The 26,948-nt window shown below is 67.5% G+C and carries 25 protein-coding genes, 1 tRNA gene and 1 pseudogene; 7 read left to right on the forward strand and 20 right to left on the reverse strand.

The features are described 5' to 3' along the window. Positions 1-324: 324 nt before the first annotated feature. The 5 genes from rplA to GGR43_RS10945 all read right to left on the reverse strand — a co-directional run bounded on the left by rplA (position 325) and on the right by GGR43_RS10945 (position 2,577). Positions 325-1,026, reverse strand: coding sequence for a 50S ribosomal protein L1 (gene rplA / locus GGR43_RS10925; protein ID WP_188072000.1), 702 nt, complete (start codon positions 1,024-1,026; stop codon positions 325-327). Positions 1,027-1,029: 3 nt separating this feature from the next. Continuing rightward, entirely contained in the window at positions 1,030-1,461 is a 432-nt protein-coding gene (gene rplK, locus GGR43_RS10930; RefSeq protein ID WP_188072001.1) for a 50S ribosomal protein L11, read from the reverse strand. 121 nt (positions 1,462-1,582) lie between these two features. Then, complete coding sequence (nusG, locus tag GGR43_RS10935) at positions 1,583-2,119, reverse strand: transcription termination/antitermination protein NusG (RefSeq protein ID WP_188072002.1); 537 nt, start codon at positions 2,117-2,119, stop codon at positions 1,583-1,585. Between the two features lie 39 nt (positions 2,120-2,158). After that, positions 2,159-2,362: a preprotein translocase subunit SecE gene (gene secE, locus GGR43_RS10940; protein ID WP_188072003.1), complete on the reverse strand. Its 204-nt coding sequence runs from the start codon at positions 2,360-2,362 to the stop codon at positions 2,159-2,161. A 139-nt stretch (positions 2,363-2,501) separates the two neighbouring features. After that, positions 2,502-2,577 (reverse strand) — tRNA-Trp (locus GGR43_RS10945). A 158-nt stretch (positions 2,578-2,735) separates the two neighbouring features. Here GGR43_RS10945 and aat point away from each other — a divergent pair. Next, a complete protein-coding gene (aat, locus tag GGR43_RS10950; RefSeq protein ID WP_188072004.1) occupies positions 2,736-3,458 on the forward strand; it encodes a leucyl/phenylalanyl-tRNA--protein transferase in 723 nt (240 codons plus the stop codon). A gap of 35 nt (positions 3,459-3,493) precedes the next feature. Here aat and GGR43_RS23875 read toward each other — a convergent pair. The 4 genes and pseudogenes from GGR43_RS23875 to GGR43_RS10970 form a co-directional block, all read right to left on the reverse strand. Beyond that, positions 3,494-3,913: pseudogene (locus GGR43_RS23875) on the reverse strand (DUF2155 domain-containing protein); the annotation flags it as partial. Beyond that, entirely contained in the window at positions 3,895-4,290 is a 396-nt protein-coding gene (locus GGR43_RS10960; protein WP_188072005.1) for an NADH:ubiquinone oxidoreductase subunit NDUFA12, read from the reverse strand. The pseudogene GGR43_RS23875 and the gene GGR43_RS10960, both read right to left, overlap by 19 nt. Positions 4,291-4,366: 76 nt before the next feature. Next, positions 4,367-4,975, reverse strand: coding sequence for a DUF192 domain-containing protein (locus tag GGR43_RS23740; RefSeq protein ID WP_284278471.1), 609 nt, complete (start codon positions 4,973-4,975; stop codon positions 4,367-4,369). Positions 4,976-4,979: 4 nt separating this feature from the next. Further along, complete coding sequence (locus GGR43_RS10970) at positions 4,980-5,516, reverse strand: regulatory protein RecX (RefSeq protein ID WP_188072006.1); 537 nt, start codon at positions 5,514-5,516, stop codon at positions 4,980-4,982. 211 nt (positions 5,517-5,727) lie between these two features. Between GGR43_RS10970 and GGR43_RS10975 the strand changes: the two genes are divergently transcribed. Beyond that, positions 5,728-7,509, forward strand: a complete 1,782-nt coding sequence (locus GGR43_RS10975; RefSeq protein WP_188072007.1) for a fatty acyl-AMP ligase — start codon at positions 5,728-5,730, stop codon at positions 7,507-7,509. Positions 7,510-8,067: 558 nt separating this feature from the next. Here the strand turns inward: GGR43_RS10975 and GGR43_RS10980 are convergent. Then, a complete protein-coding gene (locus tag GGR43_RS10980; RefSeq protein WP_246343612.1) occupies positions 8,068-8,544 on the reverse strand; it encodes an Lrp/AsnC family transcriptional regulator in 477 nt (158 codons plus the stop codon). 137 nt (positions 8,545-8,681) lie between these two features. Here GGR43_RS10980 and GGR43_RS10985 point away from each other — a divergent pair, with 137 nt between their 5' ends. Next, positions 8,682-8,894 carry a hypothetical protein gene (locus GGR43_RS10985; RefSeq protein ID WP_188072009.1) on the forward strand — a complete coding sequence of 71 codons (213 nt, stop codon included), beginning with the start codon at positions 8,682-8,684 and terminating at the stop codon, positions 8,892-8,894. A gap of 50 nt (positions 8,895-8,944) precedes the next feature. Here the strand turns inward: GGR43_RS10985 and GGR43_RS10990 are convergent, their stop codons facing one another. Continuing rightward, on the reverse strand, positions 8,945-9,808 hold the full coding sequence (locus tag GGR43_RS10990; protein ID WP_188072010.1) for an arginyltransferase: 864 nt from the start codon (positions 9,806-9,808) through the stop codon (positions 8,945-8,947). Between the two features lie 267 nt (positions 9,809-10,075). Beyond that, the gene (locus tag GGR43_RS10995) at positions 10,076-11,332 is read right to left on the reverse strand and encodes a threonine ammonia-lyase (RefSeq protein ID WP_188072011.1); all 1,257 of its coding nucleotides are present in this window, start codon (positions 11,330-11,332) and stop codon (positions 10,076-10,078) included. Positions 11,333-11,420: 88 nt separating this feature from the next. On the opposite strand from GGR43_RS10995, the gene GGR43_RS11000 reads away from it, so the two are divergent. Continuing rightward, entirely contained in the window at positions 11,421-12,290 is an 870-nt protein-coding gene (locus GGR43_RS11000) for an NAD(P)-dependent oxidoreductase (RefSeq protein ID WP_188072012.1), read from the forward strand. Beyond that, positions 12,287-14,038 (forward strand): amidohydrolase, encoded by a 1,752-nt coding sequence (locus GGR43_RS11005; protein ID WP_343054481.1) that lies wholly within the window; start codon positions 12,287-12,289, stop codon positions 14,036-14,038. Before GGR43_RS11000 ends, GGR43_RS11005 begins: the two co-directional genes overlap by 4 nt. Here the strand turns inward: GGR43_RS11005 and GGR43_RS11010 are convergent. The 7 genes from GGR43_RS11010 to GGR43_RS11040 all read right to left on the reverse strand — a co-directional run bounded on the left by GGR43_RS11010 (position 14,029) and on the right by GGR43_RS11040 (position 22,496). After that, entirely contained in the window at positions 14,029-15,165 is a 1,137-nt protein-coding gene (locus GGR43_RS11010) for an MFS transporter (RefSeq protein WP_188072013.1), read from the reverse strand. The two genes, GGR43_RS11005 and GGR43_RS11010, sit on opposite strands and share 10 nt — an antisense overlap. A gap of 193 nt (positions 15,166-15,358) precedes the next feature. Beyond that, positions 15,359-17,068, reverse strand: coding sequence for an MFS transporter (locus GGR43_RS11015; RefSeq protein WP_188072014.1), 1,710 nt, complete (start codon positions 17,066-17,068; stop codon positions 15,359-15,361). Beyond that, positions 17,065-17,832 carry an FkbM family methyltransferase gene (locus GGR43_RS11020; protein WP_188072015.1) on the reverse strand — a complete coding sequence of 256 codons (768 nt, stop codon included), beginning with the start codon at positions 17,830-17,832 and terminating at the stop codon, positions 17,065-17,067. The genes GGR43_RS11015 and GGR43_RS11020 overlap by 4 nt, the downstream gene beginning before the upstream one ends. Then, the gene (locus tag GGR43_RS11025; protein ID WP_188072016.1) at positions 17,829-18,992 is read right to left on the reverse strand and encodes a glycosyltransferase family 4 protein; all 1,164 of its coding nucleotides are present in this window, start codon (positions 18,990-18,992) and stop codon (positions 17,829-17,831) included. Before GGR43_RS11025 ends, GGR43_RS11020 begins: the two co-directional genes overlap by 4 nt. Before the next feature lies 1 nt (position 18,993). Further along, complete coding sequence (locus tag GGR43_RS11030) at positions 18,994-20,313, reverse strand: hypothetical protein (RefSeq protein WP_343054482.1); 1,320 nt, start codon at positions 20,311-20,313, stop codon at positions 18,994-18,996. Between the two features lie 9 nt (positions 20,314-20,322). Further along, positions 20,323-21,072 carry a class I SAM-dependent methyltransferase gene (locus GGR43_RS11035; protein WP_188072017.1) on the reverse strand — a complete coding sequence of 250 codons (750 nt, stop codon included), beginning with the start codon at positions 21,070-21,072 and terminating at the stop codon, positions 20,323-20,325. A gap of 53 nt (positions 21,073-21,125) precedes the next feature. Then, positions 21,126-22,496, reverse strand: coding sequence for an exopolysaccharide biosynthesis polyprenyl glycosylphosphotransferase (locus GGR43_RS11040; RefSeq protein WP_188072018.1), 1,371 nt, complete (start codon positions 22,494-22,496; stop codon positions 21,126-21,128). Between the two features lie 154 nt (positions 22,497-22,650). Here GGR43_RS11040 and GGR43_RS11045 point away from each other — a divergent pair, with 154 nt between their 5' ends. Next, entirely contained in the window at positions 22,651-23,697 is a 1,047-nt protein-coding gene (locus tag GGR43_RS11045) for a phytanoyl-CoA dioxygenase family protein (RefSeq protein WP_188072019.1), read from the forward strand. 344 nt (positions 23,698-24,041) lie between these two features. Continuing rightward, complete coding sequence (locus GGR43_RS11055; protein WP_188072021.1) at positions 24,042-25,382, forward strand: capsule biosynthesis protein; 1,341 nt, start codon at positions 24,042-24,044, stop codon at positions 25,380-25,382. Here the strand turns inward: GGR43_RS11055 and ahpF are convergent. After that, on the reverse strand, positions 25,322-26,929 hold the full coding sequence (gene ahpF / locus GGR43_RS11060; RefSeq protein ID WP_188072186.1) for an alkyl hydroperoxide reductase subunit F: 1,608 nt from the start codon (positions 26,927-26,929) through the stop codon (positions 25,322-25,324). The genes GGR43_RS11055 and ahpF overlap by 61 nt on opposite strands. Positions 26,930-26,948 lie beyond the last annotated feature (19 nt).

Genomic DNA, 26,948 nt, shown 5'->3' on the forward strand with positions numbered 1-26,948 from the left:
TCAAGAAGGACAGGGCTTCGACATTGAAGCGAGGCGAGTGTCTCGCTCAACAGCCCGAACGGAGATTGGAAGGCCCAAACTAACTATTTATCTTCCGTCATGCCAGCGCAGGCTGGCACTCAGGAGGCGGCGCGCCATGGCTTGCGACCCCAGCCTGCGCTGGGGTGACGATAAGAGGAAGGTCCGCCACAATCCCCAACCGCCTTTCCCAACGGCATAGCCGCAAACGGCATACCCAAACGAAAAAGAAACCCCCATGGACCACGCGGCCCATGGGGGTTTCGTCATTTCCCGTTCCAGCCCGACAGGCCGGAACCCGTCAGATCAGATGACGCCGCCCACGGCAGCGACATCGACCTTCACGCCCGGCCCCATCGAGGACGACAGCGCGATCTTGCGGACATATTTGCCCTTCGAGCCCGAGGGCTTCGACTTGACGATCGCATCGACGAACGCATCGAAATTCTTGCGCAGGTCGTCGGCGGAGAAGCTCGCCTTGCCGAGGCCGGCGTGGATGATGCCCGCCTTTTCGACGCGGAACTCGATCTGGCCGCCCTTGGCCGCCTTCACCGCTTCGGCGACATTCGGGGTCACGGTGCCGAGCTTCGGGTTCGGCATCAGGCCCTTGGGGCCCAGCACCTTGCCGAGACGGCCGACGAGGCCCATCATGTCCGGGGTCGCGATCACGCGCTCGAAGTCGATATTGCCGGCCTGGATGCTTTCCAGCAGATCCTCGGCGCCGACGACTTCCGCACCGGCCGCCTTGGCCTCCTCGGCCTTGTCGTTGCGCGCGAACACGGCGACGCGGACGGTCTTGCCCGTGCCCGCCGGCAGGGTGACGACGCCGCGGACCATCTGGTCGGCGTGACGCGGATCGACGCCCAGGTTCATCGCGATCTCGACGGTTTCGTCGAACTTCGCGGTCGCATTGCTCTTGATGAGGGCGATCGCCTCGTCAACGCCGTGCAGCTTGTCCTTGTCGATCGCGGCGGCGAGAGCCTTCGCCTTCTTCGTCAGCTTTGCCATGTCTTAGCCCTCCACCACGGTGAGGCCCATCGCGAGCGCGGAGCCTTCGATGATCTTCGTCGCCGCATCAATGTCGTTCGCATTGAGGTCGGGCATCTTCTTCTGCGCGATCTCGGCAAGCTGCGAGCGCTTGATGGTGCCCGCCGAAGCCTTGCCGGGTTCCTTGGAACCGGACTTGAGGTTGATCGCCTTCTTGATCAGATAGGTCGCCGGGGGCTGCTTGGTGACGAAGGAGAAGCTGCGGTCGGCATAGACGGTGATGATGGTCGGCAGGGGCGTGCCCTTTTCTTCCTTCTCCGTCGCCGCGTTGAACGCCTTGCAGAATTCCATGATGTTGACGCCGCGCTGACCCAGGGCCGGGCCGATCGGCGGCGAAGGATTGGCGGCGCCCGCAGGCACCTGGAGCTTGATATAGCCCGTAATCTTCTTTGCCATGTTACACTCACTCTATAGTGGCCGGGCTGCCTTGTGGGGCGCACCCTGCCGGTTCAAGTTTAGCGGTCGAACGGGGCCGGAACCCCTCCCGCACTTACTCCCCCTATGACGGGGGAATTTCCTATTTCACCAGTTCGACATCCTCGAAGCCCAGCTCCAGCGGGGTCGCGCGCCCGAAGATGGAGATGGAGACCTTGACGCGGTTCTTGTCGAAATCCAGTTCCTCGACCGTGCCGGTGAAGCTGGCGAAGTTGCCGCTCGTCACCTTCACGGTGTCGCCGATCTCGTAATTGACGCTGATCTTGTGCTTGGGCGCGGCGGCAGCCTCTTCCTTCGTGTTGAGGATGCGCGCGGCCTCGGCCTCGCTGATCGCCTGCGGCTTGCCGCTCGACCCCAGGAAGCCCGTCACCTTCGGCGTGTTCTTGACGAGGTGATAGACATCGTCGTTCATGTTCAGCTTGGCCAGCACATAGCCGGGGAAGAATTTCCGCTCCGACTGGATCTTCTTGCCGCGGCGCACCTCGGTCACCACTTCGGTGGGCACCTCGACCGCCTCGACCAGTTGCTCAAGCCCCAGACGCTCGGCCTCCGAGATGATCGAATCGCGAACCTTGTTCTCGAAGCCCGAATAGGCGTGAATGATGTACCAGCGCGCCATATGTTCGTTCCAAAATCCTAGAGATTGCCTGCCGCCGCCTTACCGGCCGGTGGCCAGAGACAGCAGCATGCGGACCACCCACCCGAAGAAGGTGTCGGTCGCGAAGAAAAACAGGCCGAGCAGCGTGGTCATGATGACCACCATGATCGCCGTCACCATCGTCTCGCGGCCCGTGGGCCACACGATCTTCGATGCTTCCTGGCGGACCTGACGAACAAATTCGCCGGGAGATGTCTTGGCCACGCTTTTCAACCCATCTTTCAAAAACAGCACAAGCCGCGAAGCGACAACCCTCCCTCCGGCCTTTTACCGGATCAGGGAGCCGTCCCTCCGCGTCTGACGCCGCGCTGACCACCGGCCTGCCCCCGAAAGGGCCGGAAAGTGGCAGGAGTGGAGGGACTCGAACCCCCGGCATTCGGTTTTGGAGACCGACGCTCTACCAACTGAGCTACACTCCTGTGCGGCGAAGGCGCGTCCTTACCCTTCCCTTCGTCCAAGTGCAAGGGCGAGGTGAAGGAAAATCGCCTGCCCGTCCCGCGACGGATCGGCGCGGCACGAGGGACTTGGGCGCGGGGGACTTGGCCGCGCCCGCGGCCTCTGCCACAATGACCGGGCCATGCCGATCGATCCCTTCCTGCTGCTGCGCGCCTATGCCATCGGCGTCTTTCCCATGTCCGACGACCGCGACGACGAGGAGGTCTATTGGGTGGAGCCGCGCAAGCGGGCGATCCTGCCGCTCGACCGCTTCCACCTGTCGCGCTCGCTCGCAAAGACCATCCGGAGCGAGCGGTTCCGCGTCAGCGTGGACGAGGATTTCACCGGCATCGTGCGCCTGTGCGCGCAATCCGCGCCGGATCGGCCGACGACCTGGATCAACCATGAGATCGAGCGCAGCTACCGCCACCTGCATGAGCTGGGCTTCGCCCACAGCGTCGAATGCTGGGAAGGCGCGGAGCTGGTCGGCGGCCTCTACGGCGTCGCGCTGGGCCGCGCCTTCTTCGGCGAAAGCATGGTGTCGCGCCGCACCGACGCATCGAAGGTCGCGCTCGCCTGGCTGGTCGCGCGGATGCGGGCGAGCGGGATGCAGTTGCTCGACTGCCAGTTCATGACCGACCATCTGCGGTCGCTGGGCGCGATCGAGATCGACCAGCGCGACTATCAGTCGTTGCTGGGCTCGGCGCTGGCGGGGGTGGAGCTGGGCGATGAATCGACGCTGTTGTCCGACGGGCCGGGCGCGGCGGCGGCATTGGCCTTCGCGCCCGATTTCTCGGCGGCCTTGAGCGTATCCGGGCCGGTTTCGGGCCAGCTCATCTCGCAGCTCTTGACCCAGACGTCATAGATCGGGTGCTGGACGACATTACGGTCCGGCCGCTCGCGGAACAGCCAGCCGGAAAAGGCGCGCCGCCACTTGTCGTCCTGCGGGGAGCGGACGTCGAGCTGGACGAAGGCGCCGACCTCCTTCTGCTCCTCCCACGGCGCGGTTGCCTCGCACGCGCGCAGGCGGACGATCGCGTCGCCCACGCGCAGCGCCTCGCCGGGCTTCATCTTGAGGTCGCGCGTCAGGCCGTTGCGCTTGTTGAGCAGGCCGACCACGGCCACGCGCTCCTTCATCGGGGTCGCGCCGGAGGAATCGACCGGCGCGACGAGCGGCGTGCTGTCGCCCGCCTGCCGGATGGCGCTGGAGGCATTGCCCTGCGGCAGCTGATTCGATCCGTCGCCGCAGGCCTGCACCATCAGCGCAAGCAGCAACGCAGCCCCGGCGCGCGGCGCCCTCATCAGGCGTCGGGCTTCCATGCCTCATAATCTCCGGTAGCCATGGCGCGATGGCCGCCAGATTCGATGGCGCCGAGCGGGCGATAGGCATTGGCGGTGCCGGTCTGGTTGGGGACATAATCCTTTTCCCAGATGCGCGGCGGGGGCAGATGGCTTTCCGGCGCGCCCTCGACATTCTGGTGCAGCCAGCCATGCCATTCGGCGGGCACGCGGCTCGCGTCGTTGGGCCCGTTGTAGATCACCCAGCGGCGGGTGAGGCCCATCACGTCCTTCCCGCCTTCATAATAGACATTGCCCATATGATCCTCGCCGACCTTCCGGCCCTTGCGGGCGGTGAAGAGCGAGGTGCCGATGGTGGCGCCGTCCCACCAGGTGAATATCTTGGATAATATGCCCATGGCCTCGCGCTTAGCGCCTGTCGGGGGGATTTTGCAAGCCGATATGCGATGACGGGAAGCAGCGGCGGCGGCTTCCTCACCCCGGCGGGCAGAAACTGGCCGCCTCGCTCGCCCGCGCGCCGGGGGAAAGGGTGCAGCGGCCCCAGCTCACCCTGTCGCCCTCGCCGATGCCCAGCGCCCGCGCATCCCCGCCGCGCAGTTCCAGCACCGCCGCCACCGGCTCGTCGGCGAAGATCGGCGTGGCGTCGCCCGGCTTCGCCTTTTCCGCCACCCGCGCGATCCGCCCGTCGGGCCGCACGAACAGCAGGTCGAGCGAGAACGGCGTGCCCTTCATCCAGAAGCTGACGGCGCGGGGCGGCAGCACGGGAAACAGCATGCCCTCGCCCCGGCCGAGCGAGCGGCGATGCATCAGCCCCTTTTCCTGCTCGGCCTGCGTCAGCGCGATCTCAAGCGAAAGGCGGGTGTCGGCGGCGCCGCCGCCCGCGCGCCCGTCATGCCGGACGACCACCGGCACCTTTTGCAGATATTGCGGCGCGCCGTCGTCCCGCAGGAGGCCCGCCACCGCCTCCGCGCCATTCGCACCGTTGCCGCCATTATCCGTCCCGCCGCCTTCGGGCGAGCATCCCGCCAGCAGGCCGCAGCAGACGGCCAGCAGCGCCGCACCCCTCGCATCCTTGCCTCGCACCCCGTCAATCCTCCTCCCGTGGCGGCACATCGCCCGGCGCGGCGTCGACCCAGATGCGGGCGACATCCATGCTGTGGCCCGCGCGCAGGAAGGCCGCCAGTTGCCGCTCGCGCAGCTTCGGGTCGGGCCGCTGCCCCGCATAGGGGCCGATCCGCTTGCGCCGCGCGAAGATGTCGGCGGCATCCCAAGCGCCCGCGCGCGCCTGCTCCTCTGTCGCCAGACGCTCCGCCTCGCCGATGCCGTCGGCGCGCAGGGTCGCGCCGATCCGCCGCGCGCCCAGCCCCCGCCGCTCCATCGACGCGCCCTTCATCCGCGCATAGGCGCCGTCATCGACATAGCCCAGTTCCGCGAAGCGGGCGACGAGCCCCTCGACATCCGGCTCCTCCTCCCCCTCCCAGCCGCGCTCGGCCAGCTTGCGGTCGAGATAGCGGGCCAGCCGCGTCCGGCTGGTCGCGAAACGACCAACATAGGTTAGCGCCAGATCGCGCAGCGACGCGGAATCGAGACAGGATCGCCGCTTTTCTTTACCATATCGTGTCATGCGCCACTTTTGTGCCACACTCGGGTCTGATTTTGAACTTGTCTTATGCGCTAGAAGGGCGTCCTGTGCCGACCTGACTTTCAGTCATCATCAGTCAAGGTTGGACATGCGAAGAGGAAAGACATAGGGGCGTCGCTCTCTTCTTAAAGAAGGAATGGCCCGAAAGGCCCAGCGAAGGAACAACTAATTGGCAGAGATTGAGATGACAGACATGCAGGTTCTGGCAAAGCCGGCTTCCACGCCTGTCGGTCAGGCGCAGGCCGGCGAGAGCGCATTGAAGCCGCTGCCGACGCAGGATGCCCTCCCCCGCCGTTTTTCCGATTTCGCGACCATGGGCGAGGCGCTCGATTATGCGGCGGGCGGCACGCGCGGGTTCAATTTCCACGATCCGCGCGGCACGCTGACCCGCGCCTATCCCTATAGCGAGCTGCGTTCGGACGCGATCGCCTGCGCCTATCGGCTGATCGCCCACGGCATCCAGCCGCAGGACCGCATCGCGCTGGTCGCCGAAACCGGGCCGGAATTCGCGCAGCTGTTCTTCGGCGTGATCTATGCGGGCGCCTGGCCGGTGCCGCTGCCGCTGCCGACCAGCTTCGGCGGCAAGGAAAGCTATATCGACCAGCTTTCGGTCCAGCTGAACAGCTGCGACCCGAAGATGCTGTTCTTCCCCGGCGAGCTGTCCGAAATGGCGAGCGAGGCCGCGCGCCAGAACGGCGTCGAGCCGATGGACTATGAAGGCTTCCTCGCGCGCGAGGCGGCGCCCTGCCGCCTGCCGCAGGCCGACACCGACGACATCGCCTATCTGCAATATAGCAGCGGCTCGACCCGCTTCCCCCATGGCGTCGCGGTGACGCACAAGGCGCTGCTGTCGAACCTGTCCGCCCATTCGCACGGCATGAAGCTGGAACCGCAGGACCGCTGCATCAGCTGGCTGCCCTGGTATCACGACATGGGGCTGGTCGGCTGCTTCCTATCGCCGGTCGCCAACCAGGTGACGGTCGATTATCTCAAGACCGAGGATTTCGCCCGCCGTCCGCTGGCGTGGCTCGATCTCATCACCCGCAACGAAGGCACGACGATCAGCTATTCGCCGACCTTCGGCTACGACATCTGCGCCCGCCGCATGTCGAGCCAGACGCGCGCGTCGGACCGCTTCGACCTTTCCCGCTGGCGCCTCGCGGGCAACGGCGCGGACATGATCCGCCCCGACGTGATGCAGAGCTTCGTCGACGCATTCGCCGATGCGGGCTTTTCACCCAGCGCCTTCCTGCCGAGCTACGGCCTTGCCGAAAGCACGCTGGCGGTGACGATCATGCCGCCGGGCGAGGGCATCGTCGTCGAGCTGGTCGAGGAAACCGAGCTTTCCGGCGGCGACGTGGCCGAAGGACGGCCGCAGCGCTATCGCGCGATCGTCAATTGCGGCAAGCCGGTGAAGGACATGGTCGTCGAGATCCGCGACGAGGATGGCGGCGTGCTGCCCGAACGGCAGATCGGCAAGGTGTGGACCACCGGCCCGTCGCTGATGGTCGGCTATTATCGCGACGAGGAAGCGACCGCCGCCTGCATGAAGGACGGCTGGCTCGACACCGGCGACATGGGCTATATGTCGGACGGCTATCTCTACATCGTCGGCCGCGCCAAGGACATGATCATCATCAACGGCCGCAACCACTGGCCGCAGGATATCGAGTGGGCGGTGGAGCAACTGCCCGGCTTCAAGCAGGGCGACATCGCCGCTTTCTCCATCACCACGCCGGGCGGCGAGGAGGCCCCCGCCGTGCTGGTCCATTGCCGCACCTCCGACACGGAAGAGCGCGCGAAGCTGCGCGAGCAGATCCGCGAGCGGGTGCGCGCGATCACCGGCATGAACTGCGTGGTCGAACTGGTCCCCCCGCGCACCCTGCCGCGCACCAGCTCCGGCAAGCTCAGCCGCTCCAAGGCGCGCAAGCTCTATCTGGAAGGGGAAATCGTCCCCTATGACGTGGCGGCCTGAGGGCTGATGAAATCACCGGAAAGCCCGGAGGCGGAAGCGCTTCCGGGCTTTTTTTTTGCCGTCTGCCGAAAGGCGGTTTTGGGGTGGTTAACGGACCTTCGCTTTACCGTCACCCCAGCGCAGGCTGAGGGCGCAGGCCATGTCGCGCGCCGCCTCCTGAGATGCCAGCCTGCGCTGGCATGACGCGATAGAGATGGCGGGTTGGGGGTGGTTATACGACAACAAGCCCCTCCCCTTCAGGGGAGGAATTGGGGTGGGGTCTATCCCCAAAAACTAGCCTCTGTGTCCAGCGGCGCCACCCACCCCTCGGTCCCCTCCCTTGAAGAGGAGGGGAGGATTGACGTTAGCTTTCAGCCGAAAGCATCCGTCTACCTGTTCCCTCCACGCAGGGGTAATAGGGAGAGTTCACGCAGAGACACGCGAAGCGTTTCGCTCCCTCTCTTGGCCGAGCCACGCAACATATAGCAAGACATAGGCAGCTTGCGGCTCGGTCGCTCTGCTCCGCGTCTCCGCGTGAGCCGAATTCGATCGGCCGGAACGGATAACGGCCCCATATCCTCACCCCACCAGCAACGGCCGGGCGGACAGGTCGTCCTCCACCACGGTGCGGATGGTGATGAGGGTCTTGAACGCCAGCACCCCGGCATCCTCGTCCAGCGCGCGGCGGGTGAAGGCGTCATATTCCTCCATCGATCCCACCTGGATCTTCAGCACATAATCATCATCGCCCGTCACCTCCCACGCGCCGGTGACCTCGCGATGGCGGGTAATGTCGCGCGCGAAGGCGTCGAGCGCGCGCCGCCCGGCCTCCTTCATCCGCACCAGCACATGCATGGTCAGCGCCGAACCGGTCAGCGCGGGATCGACGATCGCGACGTCGGCGACGATCACCTTCTCCTCCCGCAACCGCCGCAGCCGCCGCAGCACCGCCGAGATGGACAGGCCCAGCTTGTCCGCAAGGATACGCGCGGGTTCCAGATTGTTGCGCCGCACCAGCTCGATCAGCCGCCGGTCGAAATCATCGAGTTCGATCATTTTTCGCATATCTGTGCATATAACGCGAAATATAGTCGCTTCCACTGCCAATTTTAGCGCCAATAGCCTCGCCGTTCGCGCTACCTCCCCGGTGCGCCGCGTCCCGCCAACCGGACGACGAGAAGGGAGACACTCGCATGATCGATGATGCCAGAAAGCAGGGGCCGTTCACCCGCCTGTGGCAGGTGTTGCTGGAGGCGTCCGAGGTCGCGGTGGCGGCGCGCTATCATGCGCCCTGGGCGTCGCCAGTCACAGCCGGGCAAAGCGCACGGAACCGGAGCGGCGACGCCGCGCGGCCGGGCCGCGAAGCCGCCGCCTATCCCGACAGGGTCTGTTCCGAAGCCGGGTGAAGGGCTCGCCGCGTGGCGCGAGCGAGACGACGCCCGGCCCGAACCGGCGCCTATTTGCGGAACAGTTCCGCCAGTTCCTGCACGCCGATGCGGCCCGGATTGCGCCCGGCCGGCTGCGCCGCCTGCGTCACCATGTCGCGCAGCGGGTTGTCGGCGGGCGCGGCGGCCGCCGTCTGCTCCCCGTCGAAGCGGACCCAGCCGGCGGGGCCAAGCTTTTCGAGCGGCTGATAGCGGACCTTGTACTGCATCCGCTTCGACCCTTCGACCCAATAGCCGAGATAGACATAGGGCAGGCCGGATTTCGCCGCGCGCGCGATATGGTCCATGATGATGTAATTGCCCATGCCGGGGCGGCCCTCTTCCTCGGTCTCGAAGAAGCTGTAGATCATCGAGAGGCCGTCGCCCTGCCGGTCCGTCAGGCAGGCGCCGATGAGACGGCCGGGCACGCCCTCTTCCGATGACGGTTCGCGATATTCGATGATATAGCTTTCGACCGGCGAATGCTCGACCATGTCGGCATAGTCCATCTCGTCCATGCCGGTCATGCCGCCGCCGGGATGCCGCGCCTGAAGATAGCGGCGCAGCAGCGCATATTGCTCTTCGGTCGACCAGGGCTTGCACACGGTGACGACCAGATCGCTGTTGCGGCGCAGCAGCTTTCGCTGGCTGGCATTGGGGCGGAATTCCCCCGCGACGATGCGCACCGAAACGCAAGCGGTGCAATCGGCGCAGCTCGGCCGGTAGGCGACGTTCTGGCTGCGGCGGAAACCGATGCGCCCCAGCGCGTCGTTCAGCTCGCCCGCATGGTCGCCCGACAGCTCCGTGAACACCTTGCGCTCGCTCCGCCCCGGCAGATAGGGGCAAGGGCTGGGGCTCGTCACGAAGAAGCGGGGAAAGCGGAACGGCGCGCTCAACTCTTGCAATCCTCTTGTTGGTGCCAGAGGCGACACCGGCTGTCGTCATGAAGATACTATGCCGATCCCCCGCCCCATTAAAAGAAGATTTACCATAAAAAGATTTATGGCCTGTTTTCAGACCGCTGTTTCAGGGGCACAGCGATTTCCGGCAGCCTTTTTCCTAGGCAAAACTGGTTAAGGAAAGATGGCGCCGGACGGCGGGGAGCACCCCGCCCTCCGGCAGCCTTCCGAACAGGCCGGGGCGGCCCTGCCGCCCCGCCCCGATCACGCCAACTCGACCGGCGACACTTCATATCCCGCATCCCGCAGCGCGCCGATCAGCCGTTCGAGATGGGCGGCGTCGCGGGTTTCGCATTCCACGTCGAGCGACAGCCCCTTGGCGGGCAGATTGGTGAAGATGCGCTGGTGCGCCAGTTCCAGTATGTTGACCGACTGTTCGTCGAAGATGCGCGACACCTGGAACAGCGTGCCGGGCCGGTCCTGCAACTGGATGCGCAGGCGCGCCAGCCGTCCCGACCGGGCGAGATCGCGCAGCAGCACATTGGCGAGCAGCCGCGTGTCCATATTGCCGCCGGTCAGGATCAGGCCGACCTTGCGCCCGGCGAACATCTCCTTGTGATCCAGCACGGCGGCAAGCCCCGCCGCGCCCGCGCCCTCGACCACGGTCTTTTCGATCTGCACCAGCAGGCTGACCGCCTGTTCGAGGCTGCGTTCGCTCACCAGCAGCACGTCGTCCACCAGCGCCTCGACGAAGCGGCGGGTCAGCGCACCCGGCTCCTTCACCGCGATGCCCTCGGCCAGCGTGTCGCCGTCGCACGGCAGCGCGGCATCCTTCACGAGGTCGTACATCGACGGATACAGCTCCGCCTGCACGCCGATCAGCCCGATCCCCGGACGGATGCCGCGCGCGACGGTGCCCATGCCGGAAATAAGGCCGCCCCCGCCGATCGGCACGACCAGCGTGTCGATCTCCGGCGCGTCCTCCAGCATTTCGAGCGCGACCGTCCCCTGCCCCGCGATGATCGACGGGTCGTCGAACGGATGCACGAAGGTCAGCCCCTGCTCCGCCTCCAGACGGCGGGCATGGGCATAGGCTTCCTCGAACTTCTCGCCGTGCAGCACCACGGTCGCGCCATGGCCCTCGGTCTGCGTCACCTTGATGATCGGCGTCGGCACCGGCATCACGATGGTGACGGGCACGCCGAGGCGCGCGCCATGATAGGCGAGGCCCTGCGCATGATTGCCCGCCGAGGCGGCGATCACGCCCTTGGCGCGCTGGTCCGGGCTGAGCGACAACAGGCAGTTGAGCGCCCCGCGCTCCTTATAGGCGGCGGTGAACTGGAGGTTTTCGAACTTCAGCCAGATTTCGGCGCCGGCGAGCTGCGAGAGCGTATGGCTGCGCAGCGTCGGCGTGCGGACGATCGAGCCCCTAATTCGCTCATGGGCCGCGCGCACATCGGCAATCGACACCGGCAGCCCTGCCGCGGCGTCAACTTTGCGAAGGCTGGTCCCATGCTTCATCGGGGGTGATATCCTTTCTCGATTACCGTAAGTGATTAAGTGCACAGCTGCCCTAGGCTTTGGCGGCAAGAAAGTCTATGCACCCCCAATGGCAAAAATAGCGTTTATCGGACTGGGCGTCATGGGTGGCCCGATGGCGGGGCATCTGGCGAAAGCCGGGCATGACCTGATCGTTTTCAACCGCACCATGGCCAAGGCCAGCGCCTGGGTCGAAAATTACGGCGGCGAAGTCGCCGTCACCCCGGCGCAGGCGGCGCAGGGCGCGGATATCGTCATCAGCTGCGTCGGCAACGACGATGATCTCGCGGCGGTGACGCTGGGCAGGGACGGCGCCTTCCGCACCATGGGCAAGGGCACGCTGTTCATCGACCACACGACCGTATCGGCCCGTATCGCGCGCCAGCTCTACGTCGAGGGCGAGAGCCGGGAGCTGCATTGCGTCGACGCGCCCGTTTCCGGCGGGCAGGCGGGCGCGGAGAACGGCACGCTCTCGGTGATGTGCGGCGGCACCGAACCGGCGGTCGCCGCCGCCCGCATCGCGATGGCCGCCTATAGCGCGCGCGTCGTCCATATCGGCCCGGCGGGCGCGGGCCAGACCGCCAAGATGGTGAACCAGATCTGCATCGCGGGCGTGCTCCAGGGGCTGTCCGAAGGGCTGCGCTTCGCGCAGGCGGCCGATCTCGACCTCGACAAGGTGCTGGAGGCGATTTCCGGCGGGGCCGCGCAAAGCTGGCAGATGAACAATCGCTGGCCGACCATGGCGCGCGACGAATTCGACTTCGGCTTCGCGATCGACTGGATGCGCAAGGACCTCGGCCTCGCGCTGGAGGAAGCGCGCGCCAACGGCGCGACGCTGCCGCTGACGGCGCTGGTCGATCAATTCTATGCCGATGTGCAGGCGATGGGCGGCGGGCGGCAGGATACCAGCGCACTGGTGCGGAGGATCACCCGCAAGTGAGCCTTTCCCCCGCTGCCCGATATTGGGGTGCGGCTCTCGGCCTTGCCCTGCTGCTGACGGCTTCGCCCGCCCCGGCCCGCAAGAAGCCGAAGCAGGACGACGCCCCGCCGCCGACCAGCGGCCTCATCGACAATGTGAACGGCCTCGCGGTCGGCGCGGACGGCAGGCTCGCTCATTTCACCGGCCTGCTGATCGACCGCGACGGCCGCGTCGAACGGCGACTGACGGAGGGAGAGAAGCGCCCCGACCGCCTCGCCTATCGCCTCGACGCCAAAGGGCGGACGCTGATCCCGTCCTTCGTCGATGCGCATACGGAGGTGATCGCGACCGGCATCGCGCGGATGACGCTCGACCTTTCGGACACGCGCTCGCTGGCGCAGGCGCAGGCGAAGATCGCCGCCCATGCGCGCGACAATGGCGGGCGCAAATGGATATTGGGCCGGGGCTGGGATCCGGCCCGCTGGGACGACGCGCCGCTGCCCACCGCCGCCGATCTCGACGCCGTGGCGGCCGATATCCCGGTCTGGCTGGAAAGCGCGGACGGGCAGATGGGCTGGGCCAACAGCCTCGCGATGCGGCAGGCGGGCATCACCGCCGCCAGCAAGGCCCCCGCCGGCGGGCGGATCGTAATGGCGGGCGGCAAGCCGAGCGGCCTCTTCGCGGGCACGGCGATGGAGCTGATCGGGCGGATCGTCCCGCCGCCCGCGCCCAAGGATCGCGACATCGCGCTCGACAAGGCGCAGCCGCTGTTCCTTGCGGCGGGCATCGGCACGGTCGCCGATATGGGGACCGGCATCCACGACTGGCAATCCTATCGCCGCGCGGGCGACCGGGGCGCGCTGCGCCTGCGCATCATCGGCTATGCGGACGGCATCGATGCCATGGCGACCATCGCCGGGCCCGCGCCGACGCCCTGGCTCTATGACGACCGGCTGCGCCTGACGGGCGTGCATTTCGCGATCGACGGCGGCCTTTCGACGCGCACCGCCTGGCTGAAGGCGCCCTATGCCGACGCGCCGGGCGAAAAGGGCATGGCGCGGATCGACTCCACCCGCCTGCGCAACCAGATGAGCCGCGCGGCGATGGACGGCTTCCAGATCGCGCTGTCCGCCCATGGCGACGCGGCGGTGGACGAGGCGCTCTACGCGATCGCCGAGCTGGCCGCGACCTATGAGGGCGACCGACGCTGGCGGATCGAGGGCGCGGAGCTGGTCGACCCGGCCGACCGGGCGGCGCTCGCCCAAAGGGGCGCGCTGCTGACGGTGCGGCCCGGACAATTGGCCGAGGACGGCGCGGTGCTGCTGCGCCGGCTAGGGAATGAGCGGGCGCTGCTCCCCCTCTCCGGCCTCAGCGCGGGCGGCAACCGGCTGGCGCTCGGCGGCTGGGCGGCGGGCGGCGTGCCTTCCCCCTTCGTCGCGATCGCCGCCGCGATGAGCCGCGCCGACGCGACCGGCGAGCCCTTTGGCGGCCTTCCCCCGGCGGGCGAGCAGTTGCGCTTCGAACAGGCCTTCGCCGCCGCGACGCGGGACGCGGCCTTCGCGCTTCAGGGCGAAAAGCGGGTCGGCGCGCTGGAGCCGGGGCAATGGGCCGACTTTCTGCTGATCGACCGCGACATCAGCATCGCCTCCCCCGCCGAAATCGCGCAGACCCGGCCCGCCGAGCATTGGCTGGGCGGCAAGCGGGTCTGGTCCGCGCAGGAGGGCGCCTCATCGGCGGCGAAGGAAAGCTCCGGCCCGCCTCAGCAATAGGCGGGCTTGCGCAGCGTGTGACGCGCATCATAGGCGGCCGCACCCAATATCGCCACGCCGCCCAGCGCGAGCAGGCTGCCGACCCAGCCGGTCGACGTCCAGCCATAGCCATGGGCGATGGCGAGGCCGCCCAGCCACGGGCCGAGCGCATTGGCGACGTTGAAGGCGCTGTGGTGCAGCGCCGCCGCCAGCGTCTGCGCCTCGCCCGCCACGTCCATCAGCCGCGTCTGGAGCACCACGCCCACGCCGCCGCCCATGCCGATGGCGAAGATGTCGAGCGCCAGCAGCCCGATATGGTGCGCGGCGAAGGGATAGAGCGCCAGCGCCAGCGCGCTGAACAGGAACATGCCCGCCGCCGTGCGCATCAGCGCCTTGTCCGCCGCCCATCCGGCGAACAGATTGCCCAGTGTCATGCCGAGGCCGAACACCGCCAATATCACCGGCACCAGCGCAGGCGACACGCCGGTCACCTCCAGCATGGTAGAGGCGACATAGGTGTAGACGCAGAACAGCCCGCCGAAGCCGATCGCGCCCGCCGCCAGCGTCAGCCACACCTGCCGCCGCCGCAATGCGCCCAGCTCGCGCAACGGGCTGGCCCCTTCGGGCGCCCTGTCGCGCGGGGCGAACAGGGTGACGAGCAGCGCCGTCGCCAGCGCCAGCACCGCGACGATCGCGAAGCCGGAACGCCAGCCTATCGCCTGCCCCAGCCAGTTGGCGACCGGCACGCCCGCGACCGTGGCGATGGTCAGCCCCGCCATCACCAGGGAAACCGCCTGCGCCCGCCGGTACGGCGGCGCGAGATCCGCCGCGACCAGTGCCGCGACGCCGAAATAGGCCCCGTGCGGCAGGCCGCTCAGGAACCGGAACAGCAGCATCGTTTCATAGCCCGGCGCGAGCGCGCTCAGCGCATTGCCGAGCGCGAACATCGCCATCAGGCCGATCAGCAGCGTGCGCCGCGCGACCTTCGCCGCCAGCACCGCGATGATCGGCGCGCCCACCACCACGCCCAGCGCATAGGCGCTGATGACATGGCCGGCGGTCGGCTCGTCTATGCCGAGCGCGGGCGCGAAATAGGGAACGAGGCTCATCGCCGCGAATTCGGTGGTGCCGATCGCGAAGCCCCCCATGGCGAGGGAAAAGAGCACGAGGCGGAATTGGGCGGCGGAAACGGAAATGGGCCTGTCCTTTGATGGCGCGCCTTTTTGCTGCGGCGCAAACAAACTCTCAGCTAGGGCAGGCAGACAACGCTATCAACCCTGCTTTTCCTGCTTTTGCATGCAATCAGGACCGGCCGCATTGCAATAAACGCAGCCTTGCCGGTCATTCCAGCGCAGGCGCCAGCGTCCGTCCGCAGCCACGCTTTTCCATATGCGCGCGCAGGTCGGCGATGGGCTCGCTGTCCCACGGCACCGCGCTGAGGCCCATCGGCAGGAACGCGCTGCTGTCGAAAATCGCGATGCTGTAGCGGTCGCACAGATGATCGACCAGTTCCTCGTCCAGCTGTCCCAGCGCCATCACCATCGGCCGCCCGACGGGCACTCCTTCCCGCCCGCGCGCCAGATCGGTGACGAAGCGCCCGCCGCGCGGATCGACCAGCACGACGTCGGCGTCGGCGGACAGGATCAGCCGGTGCGCGGCGGCATAGGGCACGACATAATGATGCGCGCGGGCCATCAGGAAGCTGCCGGTCAGCAGCGCGACGACGACCGACGCGGCGAGCAGCGGCGAGCGCGCCTCCCCGCCGGGACGCCGCAGCTTCGTCCAGCCATAACCGGCCAGCAGCGCGAAGCTGCCGAGGAAGGCGTGCAGATAGCGATAGCCCCAGCCATAGCCCTGGTCCATCGCCAGCGCCGCCATGCCGAACGCCCCCATCGCCAGCGGCAGCGCGACATGCTCGCCGCGCAGCGCCCTGCGCCAGTCCATCCGCCCCAGCCCGACCAGCGCCAGCGGCACCAGCAGCAGGTTGTTCCACGCGAGGAAGCGGGAGAGGTGCAGCAGCGGATGCCATCGCGCGATCAGCCGGTCGAACAGGCTGTCCACCTTGTCCGCCACACCGGCGGACGGGCGTATGTCGGCGGGCGGACCGAACAGGTCGGCGAGCATGGAAGGCCACAGCTTCGCCCAGATCAGGATCGCCAGCCCCAGCACGCCCGCATGGAAGGCCAGCGCCCCCCAGCGCCGCCCCAGCGCGAACCAGAACAGGAACGGCAGCAGGAACGGGAACGGATAATGATATTGATGCAGCCCCGCGAGGATCAGCGCGACCAGCCCCGCCGCGCCATGGCCCCATGCCCCGCCCCGCAGCACCAGCGCCAGCCACACCATGTTGAGCGCGAAATGCGCGGTCATCGCATAGGGCGTCATCCCGGTGACGAGCAGCTGCGTCGAGCAGAGCGCCATCAGCAGCGTCACCGCCACCGCATCCGGCCGGTCGGGGAACAGCCGCAGCGCCACGCGCCACAGCGCCGTCAGCCCGGCGACCAGCAGCACCGGCCCCGCCAGCGCCTCGTCCGCCACCAGGCCCCAGAAGGCGCGGAAGGCGGAGTTGAGCGGCAGATAGGCCGACGACCAGACATGATCGGCGCCGAAGGGAGAGAAGAATTCCGGCATGATCGCCCGGCGATATTCGACCCATTGCCTCGGTATCTGCCAGCCGAGCCAGCCCTGTTCCATCGCGGCGGCGCCGAATTTGGCGACCTGTTCGTCGCGCGAGAGCGCATAGCCTTCGAGCAGCCAGTAATTGCCCGACCAGGCGAGCAGGGCGAAGAGGAGGATCAGCGCGCCGACCATCCGGCCGTCCCGCGCCCAGCGCCAGTTCGTCCCTGTCCGCCCGCCGCCGGCGAACAGCCCGGCGAGCATCAGCGCCCCGCCGCCCATCAGCAGCGCCTGCACATCCTGCGTGCGGAACAGATAATAGGCGATCGCCTGCCCGTCGCGCAGCAGGATCTCGGCCACCCATGCCAGCCCCGCCCACAGCAGGATCAGCGCGCCGGAAATCAGCAGCAGCCAGGAAGGGCGCGATCCCGTCATGCGCTGACCGCCCCGTCGCCGGCCAGGTCGGCGCGCAGGAAGATGCCGTCCATCTCCACCAGGGTCGGGAAATGCCCCTTGTTGTTGGCGAACATCGCATTGGGGACGAAGCCCTTCCCCTCCAGATAGCCGATCATCGCGCGATAGTCGGCCGCACCCGCATATTGGGGCCGCACCGCCAGCTCGGTCTGGAGGCCCAGCATATCCGCCAGCCGCGCGCCCGCCCCTTCGCAGACGGAGCGGTCATGGCCCTGCGTATCCATCTTCAGGAAAGGCCGCGACAGGCCGTGCGGACGCAGCAACTCGTCCAGCATGCCGTCCAGCCTGCGGCATTGCATGGCGACGGTGCGCTCCACCCGGTTGCGCTCGACGAACACGGGATCGAGCGTGTCGGACGGCTTCACCAGAGAGCTGAACTGATGCGCGGCCATGATGTTGAATTCCGCCGTGCCGTCGAAATCGGACAGCGCCATGTTGAACACATGCCAGCGCGGGTCGCGCGCCGCCTTGGCCGAAAGGATCGCGAACACGTCCGGGTTCGGCTCGAACGAGAAGATATGGCCGGCAAAGCGCGCATCCTTGCGGGCGGTCTGCGCATATTGGCCTTCATTGGCGCCGACGTCGATCAGCGCGTCGATGGCGAACGCCTCCAGAAAGCGGCGCAGCGCCCATATTTCGGGATATTGGTGGATGCGTCCCGCCAGCGCCAGCCGCGCGCCCAGCCAGCGCCGCGACATTTCCCGCGCGATCCGTCCCGAACTCATGCCTGTTTCACCTTTTCGACCGCTTGTTGATAGGCGCGCAGCGTTCCCTCCGCGGCGTCGCTCCATTGCCCCAGTTGCGCGCGCATTGCCAGCGCCCCGGCGCCCAGCCGCGCGCGCAAGGCCGCATCCTCGACCGGCCCGCGCAACGCCTGCGCCAACGCCTCCGCATCCTCCGGCGCGCAGAGGGCGGCGTCCCCCTCCGCCAGCGCCGCGAACATGCCCACCCGCGTCGCCACCATCGCCTTGCCATAATGCAGCGCGGAGAGGAACGCCCCGCTGCTGTCGATATGGCGATAGGGAAAGGCGATGATATCGGCCTTGCGCAAATGCGCGTCCAGCCGCTGCTCGGTCAGGAAGCCGAGGTCGGGCACCAGCCTGTCCCCGAAGCCCTCCGCCCGCACCCGGTCGAGCAGCGGCGCGACATCCAGAAACGGCTTGCCCGCGACCGCCAGCTCGAACCGCAGCCCCGCGCGCCAGAGCGCAAGGCAGGCGTCGATCAGCAGGTCGAAGCCCTTATAGGGCCGGATCGTCCCGAAGAAGAGGATGCGTGGGCCACGCGGGTCCGGCACCTGCGCAAGATCGGCATCGCCGGCCCGCGCCAGCTCCATCGGCGGATGGGGCACGATGTGCAGCCGCTCGGCCGCCACGCCCTGCGCGATCATCGCCGCGCGCGTCTCCTCGCCATGGACGATCAGCGCGTCGAACCGGTCGAGCAGCGCGCGATAGCCCGCCGCCTGCGCGCCGCTGTCGCCATGATAGGCCGACGCATTGTGCACGGTGTGGACCAGCGCCGGACGCCACTTCGCCCGGCCCGCCAGCCGCCCGATCAGCAGCCGGTCGGCGGGCGGAAAAGGCAGCCATTGCGCATGGACGACATCGGCCGCCGCCATGTCCCCCAACCCGCCGAGCCGCGCCTGCGCGCAATATTCCAGCGCCTTGGCCCCGCGAAACAGCGCGCCTTCGCCCAGCAGGCCCCGCGCCCGCTCGGCCAGCGGAAAGAAGCGCGCGGCATAGCGATAGCCGTGCGGTTCGATCGCATCGGTGTCGCGCATCGGGCGGCCGTGCAGCACCACCTCATGCCCGCGCGCCGCCAGCGCCGCGCACAGGCTGTCGTCATAGCGGCCGGTGAACAGGGACGGATCCAGCATCGCGATATGCATTCTAGAGGCTCCTCGCCAGCCGTCGCAGCGCTGCGGCATGCAGCAACGCGGTTCCCGCGAAAACCAGCATGTAGATCGCCATGTAGGAAAGTCCCGTATCTCCGTGCAGGCCGAGCGCGAGCGGCACGCTGGCGAGCGACCCGGCCAGGAAGGGCAAGGACTGGCGCAGCAGCGGCCCGAACCGCCCCAGCGCGCCCTGCACATAGACCGAGGTGCAGATCGTCGCCAGCACCAGCAGCAGCGCGCACAGCAGCAGCAATTCACCCATGCCGAGCGCGGCACGCCCGTCGAACAGCAGCGCGAACAGCCGTTGCCCGACCGCCAGCAGCAGCACGTCCGCGCACAGCGCCACCCCCAGCGCCACGGCCAGCGCGCGCGCCAGCCCGCGGCGGAAGGCGGCGCGGTCGCCCGCGAACCAGCTGCGCGTGAGGCGCGGCAACGCCCCCTCTATCGTCGCGCGGGTGGCGGTGGTGACGGAACGGATCATCTTGAAGACGAAGTCGAACAGCAGCATCAGCCGCGCGTCATGGGCCAGCGCCGCGATCAGGAAATAGGGCGCGTTATAGGCGGCGACCTCGCTCAGCGTCAGCGCCGCCGACGCGCCGATATCGCGCAAATAGGTGCGGCGCACATGCCCCCCGCCCACGCGCCAGGCGAACCATTGGCGAGTGCGCATGGCCGTCCGCCGCGCGATCAGCACCATGCCGACAAGCGCCGCGCCGCAATTCAGCAGCAGTTGCAGCGACACCGACGCCATCAGGTCGAACCCGGCCAGCACCGCGAGCAGGATCGCGAGGCCCAGCACCCGCCGCACGCAGTCCAGCGCCTCCCACAGCAGGTTGCGGTCGACGGCGGCCAGCGCCCGCTTGGCGAGCAGCAGCAGCACATTGAGCGCGGAGGCGAAGAAGAAGATCAGGAATATCGCCGGAAGCTCCGTGCCGATCCACCCGGCCCGGATCGCCGCCGCGACCGCCAGCCCGCCGCCGACGACCAGCGTGCCCAGGAACAGGAACAGCACGCCGATCTCCTCCCGCCGGAAATCGCCGCCCTGCCCACTCCCCTCGTCCCCCGCTCCGCCGCGCGCCAGCCACCAGCGCCGCAGCCGGGCATAGATCACGTTGGTGAGGCCGAATTCCGCCGACTGGGTGAAGTTATTGAACGCGATCAGCAGCAGGAACGCCTGAAACTCCGCGCCCGGCAGCGCCCGCACGAACACGAAGGTGACGGCAAAGCCCCACAGCATCGACAGCGCGACATTGGCGAGCTTCGCCAGCGTCAGCACCGGCAGGGAGCGCTCGCCGGCCGCGAAGAGGGCGCGCACCGGAGCCGCTTATCCCTGCGCCGTCGGCTTGCGCGCGCGGAAGATGATGTCGTCGAGCGCCATCAGCGCCACATCGTCGGCGGCGCAATCCCCGGCGCGCAGCAGGTCCACCTCGAACCCCGCCGCGCGGATGCGGTCGGCGAAGTCCAGCCCATATTGGCGGACATGATCCCACTGGCCGAAGCGCCGCTCCCGCTCCCGCGCGGTCATGGCGGGCGCGCCGTCCTCGGTCGGCGCATCCCACAGCGGCACGATCAGCCACGCCTCCCCGCCCGGCTTCAGCGCGGCGAAAATCTGGCGCAGCACATGCGCGTCGTCGGGCACATGCTCCATCACATGGCTGGCGTAGAACAGGTCGAAGCGGTTCGCCGCGCCGATCTCCATCAGGTCCACCTGCCGCACGCCGGGCACGGCATAGCGGGACGGGTCGATATCGGCGGGTACATACTCCCCCGCCGCCGCCTGGAACCGGCGGACGAGGCTGGCTTCGTTGGGCGCCATGTGCAGGACCGACCCGCCCCTGGGCAAGGTCAGCTGGCCGCGCGCAATCAGATAGTTGACCAGCCGCTCGCGCGGCGAGGCGCCGCAGGCCGGGCACCCCCATTCGCGATTGTCGCCATAGCGGAAAAAGCCGACCACCGATCCCGCGCAGGCCGGGCAGAGCCGCCGCGCCCGCGCGCCCAGACGCGCACGGGCCGCCAGCGCGCCCCGCGACATATATTTGCCCGCGGCCTTCATCGCCCGCTGCGCGGTAATCATCCGTCCCTCACTCCCGTGCCGATATCCCGCCCATATCAACTGCGGGCGGCAGATCAATACGCATTATGGTGGACCAGCACGCCCGCCGTCGCCACCATGATCCGTATGTCGCGCCAGATCGACCAGTCGGTCACATATTCGAGATCGGACTGGAGACGCAGGATCAGGTCCTCATGCGCTTCGGTATTGCCGCGATGGCCGCGTATCTGGGCGAGGCCGGTGATGCCCGGCTTGATGCAGTGGCGCGCCCAATAGCGCTGGTCGACCTCCCAATAGAGGGAATCCGCCGCCTTCGCCCCCGGCGCATGGGGACGCGGGCCGACCATGCTCATATCGCCCTGCAACACGTTGAAAAGCTGCGGCAGTTCATCGATACTGGTGCGACGGATGAACGCGCCGACGCGGGTGACGCGGGGGTCGTCCCGCTGCGTCAGCTGGTCGGCGCGGAAATCCGACATGTCGGTGCGCATCGACCGGAATTTGTAGATGCGGAACGGCCGCGCGTCCCGCCCCAGCCGGATCTGGCGGAAGAATACCGGGCCGGGGCTGGAAAGCTTCACCGCGATCGCGGTGGCGAGCAGCACCGGGGACAGGATCAGGATCGCCGCCAGCGACACCGCCACGTCGAAGATGCGCTTGATGATGCGGTCGCGGAAGGACAGCGGGCCCCCGGCGACGACGACGGTGGGCTGATGCTGGAAGGTCCCGCCCCGCGCGGGCGCGAACCGCGCCAGTTCGGGCACCAATATCTCGCCCCGCGCCGACAGGGACTTGAGCGCGATGCTCCAGTCCTCGATCTTCTCGCTGGGGCAGGCGACGACCACATGCTCGGCCCCGCCGACCGCCAGGGCCAGCTTTTCCGCCATCGCCGCGTCATGCTCGCTGGGATCTATCCCTGCGCGCGCCGCATCGAGCACCGCCATGGAGGGACGCAGCCTGGGCAGCGGCACGCCGTCGACGATGAACAATTCCATCACCGGCACCGCGCCCAGCACGCGCCGCGCCAGCGCCGTCACCACGAAGCGGCTGCCGACAAGGCCGAAGGCGGAAAGCAGGCTGCCCACCACCAGCGTCAGGCGCGACAATTGCGCGCCCACCTTGGCGAAGAACACCAGCAGCAGCGCCACCAGCACCGCCTGCGCCAGCGCCATGATCGCATGGGCGGCGCTGGTGCGCACATGGCCGAGCATGCGGATGCCATAGGCGCCGCTGTTGATCGCCAGCAGCGCATAGATCGGCGCGAGCAGGGTGAAGATCGCGATGCCGTGCGGCTTGCCCGGCTCGCCCCAGGGCGACCCCAGCACCAGCCAGTTGGCGAGGATGAAGGCGGCCAGCATCGCCCACATATCGAGCACCAGCCCGACCAGATAGAGGCGCAGGCGCGCGCTTTCCTTGCTGGCCGGCGGGCGGAACTCAGCGATCATGGCGGTTCCAGGCCACGGGCTTCCCTTCGGGCGGAGGCGGACAATCGGCGGAGGGGCGGATGGAAAAACTGTTCATGGACCCGGCGCAGCAGCAAATCGGACATTCCCGACGCGCCCCCTTTACACAAGGAAGTCTCCGTCTCAAAGGGGAGGAATGACAGGCGCGTCGAAACATTCGCCCTTGCGCTGGCTTGCCCTGCCCTGGTGGACCGCCCAGTTGCTGACGGGCGCGAAATCCTTTTGCGACAATCCGCTGATCGGTTCGAAGCGGCTCAACCGCAAGGGGCTGCACCGCGCCCGCGTCCGCATCGTCCATGCGCTCGCCGCGCTGCGCCGGGCGCGGCTGGGCAAGCGGCTGGAGGCGTCGGAACGGGCGCAGTTCGGGGAACAGGGCTATGTGCTGGTGCCCGGCTTCCTGCCCGCCGACCAGTTCGCCGCGCTGCGCGAGGCGGTGCTGGCGCGCGTCTCGCCCGCGCGGGAGATGGTGCAGGGCGACGCCATCACCCGCCGCATCGCGATCGACGCGGAGATGCTGCGCGACATACCGGCGCTGCGCGCCCTCCTCCGCGCGCCGCGCTGGACCCGGCTGATGCACTATGTCGCCGGTTTCCGGGTGGAGCCGCTCTATTATATCCAGACCATCCTGACCCACCGGCTCGACGCCCCGGCCGACCCGCAGACCCACCTCCACGCCGACACCTTCCATCCGACGATGAAGGCCTGGTATTTCCTGACCGACGTGGCGGCGGAGGACGGCCCGCTGACCTATGTGCCGGGCTCGCACCGGCTGACGCCCGAACGGCTCGCCTGGGAACATGAAAAGGCGCTGGCCGCGCCCGAAGGGGTGGACCGGCTGTCCGCGCGCGGTTCCATGCGCATAGGGGCGGAGGAGCTGCCCCGGCTCGGCCTGCCCGACCCGGTCGCCTTCACCGTGCCCGCCAATACGCTGGTGGTCGTCGACACCTGCGGCTTCCACGCCCGCGGGCAGGCGCTGCGCCCGTCGATGCGGATCGAGATCTGGGCCTATAGCCGCCGCAACCCGTTCATCCCGTGGCTGGGCGGGGACATCCTCAGCCTGCCGGGCATCGCCGAGCGGCGCATCCCGATGCTCTGGGCGATCCGCGACCGGCTGCGCCGGTGGATCGGCCAGCCCTGGCGGGACGTCGGCAGGATACGCCCCGATTCCGGCGGCCCTTCATAAGGCAGATAGTCACAAAAATGACACCGGACGGAAATTTCCGGCAACAAAAATTGCGATGGAGCGTTGCGTTTGTCCGGGGTGATCCGTACCCCCAGGTTGCGAGCCATCAGGAAAAGATGGATAACGGCCTGTCATTATAGACACAGAAGAAGGGGAACAATGGAAAGACGAGCACGTCATCCATTTCATATCTTTGGCCACCGGCGCGCCATTGCGATGAATTTCCATCTGCCCTTTTTCATGAAGCCTCTTTGGGTCGATCGCGGGGAAAGGTTCGGGCAATTCGCGGTTTATCCGCCTGAAACCCGGTATCATTTACACCGGGCGCCATCGGGGTTTGCGATATGACCATGCCTCTTCCAGCGGCGCGGCAATTTCTGTTCCTCCAGGGCCCTCCGGGACCGTTTTTCTGGCTGCTCGGCCAGGAACTGGTGAAGAAGGGCCACGGCATCCACCGGATCAACTTCAACGGCGGCGACCGGGTCGACTGGCCGGGCAAGGCCGTCAACTACCGGGGCAGCCAGGCGGGCTGGAACCGCTTCTTCGATCATTATATCCGCGACAATGCGATCACCGACATGCTGCTGTTCGGCGACTGCCGCCCGCTGCACAACGCCGCCCACGGCATGGCCAAGCTGCGCGGCGTGCGCATCCACGTGTTCGAGGAAGGCTATATCCGCCCGCACTGGATCACGATGGAGCCCGATGGCGTCAACGGCAATTCCACCCTGTCGCGCGATCCCGACTGGCTGATGCAGCAGGCCGAGACGCTGCCGCCGGTGCCGCCGTCCATTCCCATTACCGCCAGCTTCAACCGGCGCGCGCGCGATTCCATCCGCTATTATGCGGCCGATTGCCTCACCCGCTGGCAATTCCCGCTCTACCGCTCGCACCGGCCGGGGTCGCTGCTGGCCGAAGGCGGCGGCTGGCTGCTCAAGTTCGCGCGGGAGCGGATGAACGGCGGGCGCAGGGAAAAATCGCTTCAGGCGGTCGGCAGGACGCCCTATTTCCTGTTCCCGCTCCAGCTCAACTCGGATTACCAGATCCGCACCCATTCGCCGTTCAGCAGCATGCGGGACGCGACGCTCTACGTGATGGAAAGCTTCGCCCTCAACGCCCCGTCCAACACCACGCTGGTCATCAAGGAACATCCGCTCGACTGCAGCTATCGCAGCTGGTTCGGCTATGTCCGCAAGCAGGCGCGTCGGCTGGGCATAGAGGACAGGGTGATCCACGTCGACGGCGGCGACCTCAAGCACATGGCGCGCAAGAGCCTCGGCATGGTGACCGTGAACAGCACGTCGGGCACGCTGGGGCTGGCGGCGGGCACGCCGGTGTTCGTGCTGGGCAGCGCGATCTACGACATTCCCGGCATCACCCATCAGGGGCGGCTCGATCAGTTCTGGACCGCGCCCACGCCGCCGGAAAAAGCCAGATATGAGGCGTTCCGCCGGGTGCTGCATGCCCGCTGCCTCATTTCGGGCGGCCTTGCGAGCCAGTCGGCCATCGCCACCCTGATCGAATCCACCCTGACCCGCCTGTTCGAAAATTCCGAAAATCCGGCCCGCCTGCCCCAAAGGGTCGATACGGGCCGGATTCTCATGGGTCCCGGCCAGAGCCAGGGTCAGGCGGCGGCGGAGGCGGTCGCCGTCTCGGCCTCGCCGCTTTCGTCCACCGGCACCTGACGGATCAGATAATCGAAGGCCGACAGCGCCGCTTTCGAGCCTTCGCCCATCGCGATGACGATCTGCTTGTAGGGCGTCGTCGTCGCGTCGCCTGCGGCGAACACACCGGGCATGGAGGTCGCGCCGCGCACGTCCACCTCGATCTCGCCGCGCTGCGACAGGGCGATGTCGTCCTTCAGCCATTCGGTGTTCGGCACGAGGCCGATCTGGACGAAGATGCCCTCCAGCTCGACATGGTGCACGTCGCCGCTGTTGCGGTCCTTGTAGCTGAGGCCCGTCACCTTGTCGCCGTCGCCCAGCACCTCGGTCGTCATCGCCGAGGTGATGACCTTGACGTTCGACAGGCTGCGCAGCTTGCGCTGCAACACCTCGTCGGCGCGGAGCTGGCCGTCGAACTCGATCAGCGTCACATGGGCGACGATGCCGGCGAGGTCGATCGCCGCCTCGACGCCGCTGTTGCCGCCGCCGATCACCGCGACGCGCTTGCCCTTGAACAGCGGGCCGTCGCAGTGCGGGCAATAGGCGACGCCGCGATTGCGATAGTCGTCCTCGCCCGGCACGCCCATCTGCCGCCAGCGCGCGCCGGTGGTGAGGATGACCGTCTTGGCCTTCAGCTTCGCGCCATTCTCCAGCTCGACGCCGATCAGGCCGCCGGGCCTGGCCGCCGGAATCAGCTTCTTCGCCTTCTGAAGGTTCATGATGTCGACATCATATTCCCTCACATGGGTTTCGAGCGCGGACGCCAGCTTCGGTCCTTCGGTGTGCGGAACGGAGATCAGGTTCTCGATCGCCATGGTATCGAGCACCTGCCCGCCGAAACGCTCCGCCGCAATGCCGGTGCGGATGCCCTTGCGCGCAGCATAGATCGCCGCCGCCGCGCCCGCCGGGCCGCCGCCGACGACGAGGACATCGAACGCCTCCTTCGCGGCGATCTTTTCCGCCGCCTTGGCCGCGGCGCCGGTATCCAGCTTCGCGACGATCTGCGCCAGCTCCATGCGCCCCGAATCGAACAGCTCGCCGTTCAGATAGACGGTCGGCACCGCCATCACCTTGCGCGCGTCCACCTCTTCCTTGAACAGCGCGCCGTCGATCGCGACATGCTTGATGCGCGGGTTGAGCACGCTCATCAGGTTGAGGGCCTGCACCACGTCCGGGCAGTTCTGGCACGACAGCGAGAAATAGGTTTCGAAGCTGTAGTCGCCGTCCAGGTCCCGCACCTGCTGGAGCAGTTCCGGCGCGGCCTTGGACGGATGGCCGCCCACCTGCAACAGCGCCAGCACCAGCGAGGTGAATTCATGGCCCATCGGAATGCCGGCGAAGGTCACGCCGATATCCGTGCCCGCCCGGCGGATCAGGAAGGAAGGCTTGCGGGCGTCGGTGCCGGTGCGGACGAAGCTCACCTTGTCGGAAAGGGAAGCGATATCCTCCAGCAGGCCTGCCAGTTCCGTCGACTTCGCGCCCTCGTCCAGCGAGGCGACCAGTTCGATCGGCTGGGTGATGTTGGTCAGATAGCCTTTCAGCTGATCCTTCATTGCGGTGTCGAGCATCATATTCCTCCTGAGCGCC

The organism is Sphingobium jiangsuense, assembly GCF_014196495.1.
GTDB classification, from domain to species: Bacteria; Pseudomonadota; Alphaproteobacteria; order Sphingomonadales; family Sphingomonadaceae; genus Sphingobium; species Sphingobium jiangsuense.

Bases quoted from the DNA above. Each gene is read 5' to 3' on its own strand.
- rplA (WP_188072000.1), bottom strand. From the start codon at position 1,026: ATGGCAAAGCTGACGAAGAAGGCGAAGGCTCTCGCCGCCGCGATCGAC.
- rplK (WP_188072001.1), bottom strand. From the start codon at position 1,461: ATGGCAAAGAAGATTACGGGCTATATCAAGCTCCAGGTGCCTGCGGGC.
- nusG (WP_188072002.1), bottom strand. From the start codon at position 2,119: ATGGCGCGCTGGTACATCATTCACGCCTATTCGGGCTTCGAGAACAAG.
- aat (WP_188072004.1), top strand. From the start codon at position 2,736: ATGCCGATCGATCCCTTCCTGCTGCTGCGCGCCTATGCCATCGGCGTC.
- GGR43_RS10960 (WP_188072005.1), bottom strand. From the start codon at position 4,290: ATGGGCATATTATCCAAGATATTCACCTGGTGGGACGGCGCCACCATC.
- GGR43_RS10970 (WP_188072006.1), bottom strand. From the start codon at position 5,516: ATGACACGATATGGTAAAGAAAAGCGGCGATCCTGTCTCGATTCCGCG.
- GGR43_RS10975 (WP_188072007.1), top strand. From the start codon at position 5,728: ATGCAGGTTCTGGCAAAGCCGGCTTCCACGCCTGTCGGTCAGGCGCAG.
- GGR43_RS10980 (WP_246343612.1), bottom strand. From the start codon at position 8,544: ATGATCGAACTCGATGATTTCGACCGGCGGCTGATCGAGCTGGTGCGG.
- GGR43_RS10985 (WP_188072009.1), top strand. From the start codon at position 8,682: ATGATCGATGATGCCAGAAAGCAGGGGCCGTTCACCCGCCTGTGGCAG.
- GGR43_RS10995 (WP_188072011.1), bottom strand. From the start codon at position 11,332: ATGAAGCATGGGACCAGCCTTCGCAAAGTTGACGCCGCGGCAGGGCTG.
- GGR43_RS11000 (WP_188072012.1), top strand. From the start codon at position 11,421: ATGGCAAAAATAGCGTTTATCGGACTGGGCGTCATGGGTGGCCCGATG.
- GGR43_RS11010 (WP_188072013.1), bottom strand. From the start codon at position 15,165: ATGGGGGGCTTCGCGATCGGCACCACCGAATTCGCGGCGATGAGCCTC.
- GGR43_RS11015 (WP_188072014.1), bottom strand. From the start codon at position 17,068: ATGACGGGATCGCGCCCTTCCTGGCTGCTGCTGATTTCCGGCGCGCTG.
- GGR43_RS11020 (WP_188072015.1), bottom strand. From the start codon at position 17,832: ATGAGTTCGGGACGGATCGCGCGGGAAATGTCGCGGCGCTGGCTGGGC.
- GGR43_RS11025 (WP_188072016.1), bottom strand. From the start codon at position 18,992: ATGCATATCGCGATGCTGGATCCGTCCCTGTTCACCGGCCGCTATGAC.
- GGR43_RS11035 (WP_188072017.1), bottom strand. From the start codon at position 21,072: ATGATTACCGCGCAGCGGGCGATGAAGGCCGCGGGCAAATATATGTCG.
- GGR43_RS11040 (WP_188072018.1), bottom strand. From the start codon at position 22,496: ATGATCGCTGAGTTCCGCCCGCCGGCCAGCAAGGAAAGCGCGCGCCTG.
- GGR43_RS11045 (WP_188072019.1), top strand. From the start codon at position 22,651: ATGACAGGCGCGTCGAAACATTCGCCCTTGCGCTGGCTTGCCCTGCCC.
- GGR43_RS11055 (WP_188072021.1), top strand. From the start codon at position 24,042: ATGACCATGCCTCTTCCAGCGGCGCGGCAATTTCTGTTCCTCCAGGGC.
- ahpF (WP_188072186.1), bottom strand. From the start codon at position 26,929: ATGCTCGACACCGCAATGAAGGATCAGCTGAAAGGCTATCTGACCAAC.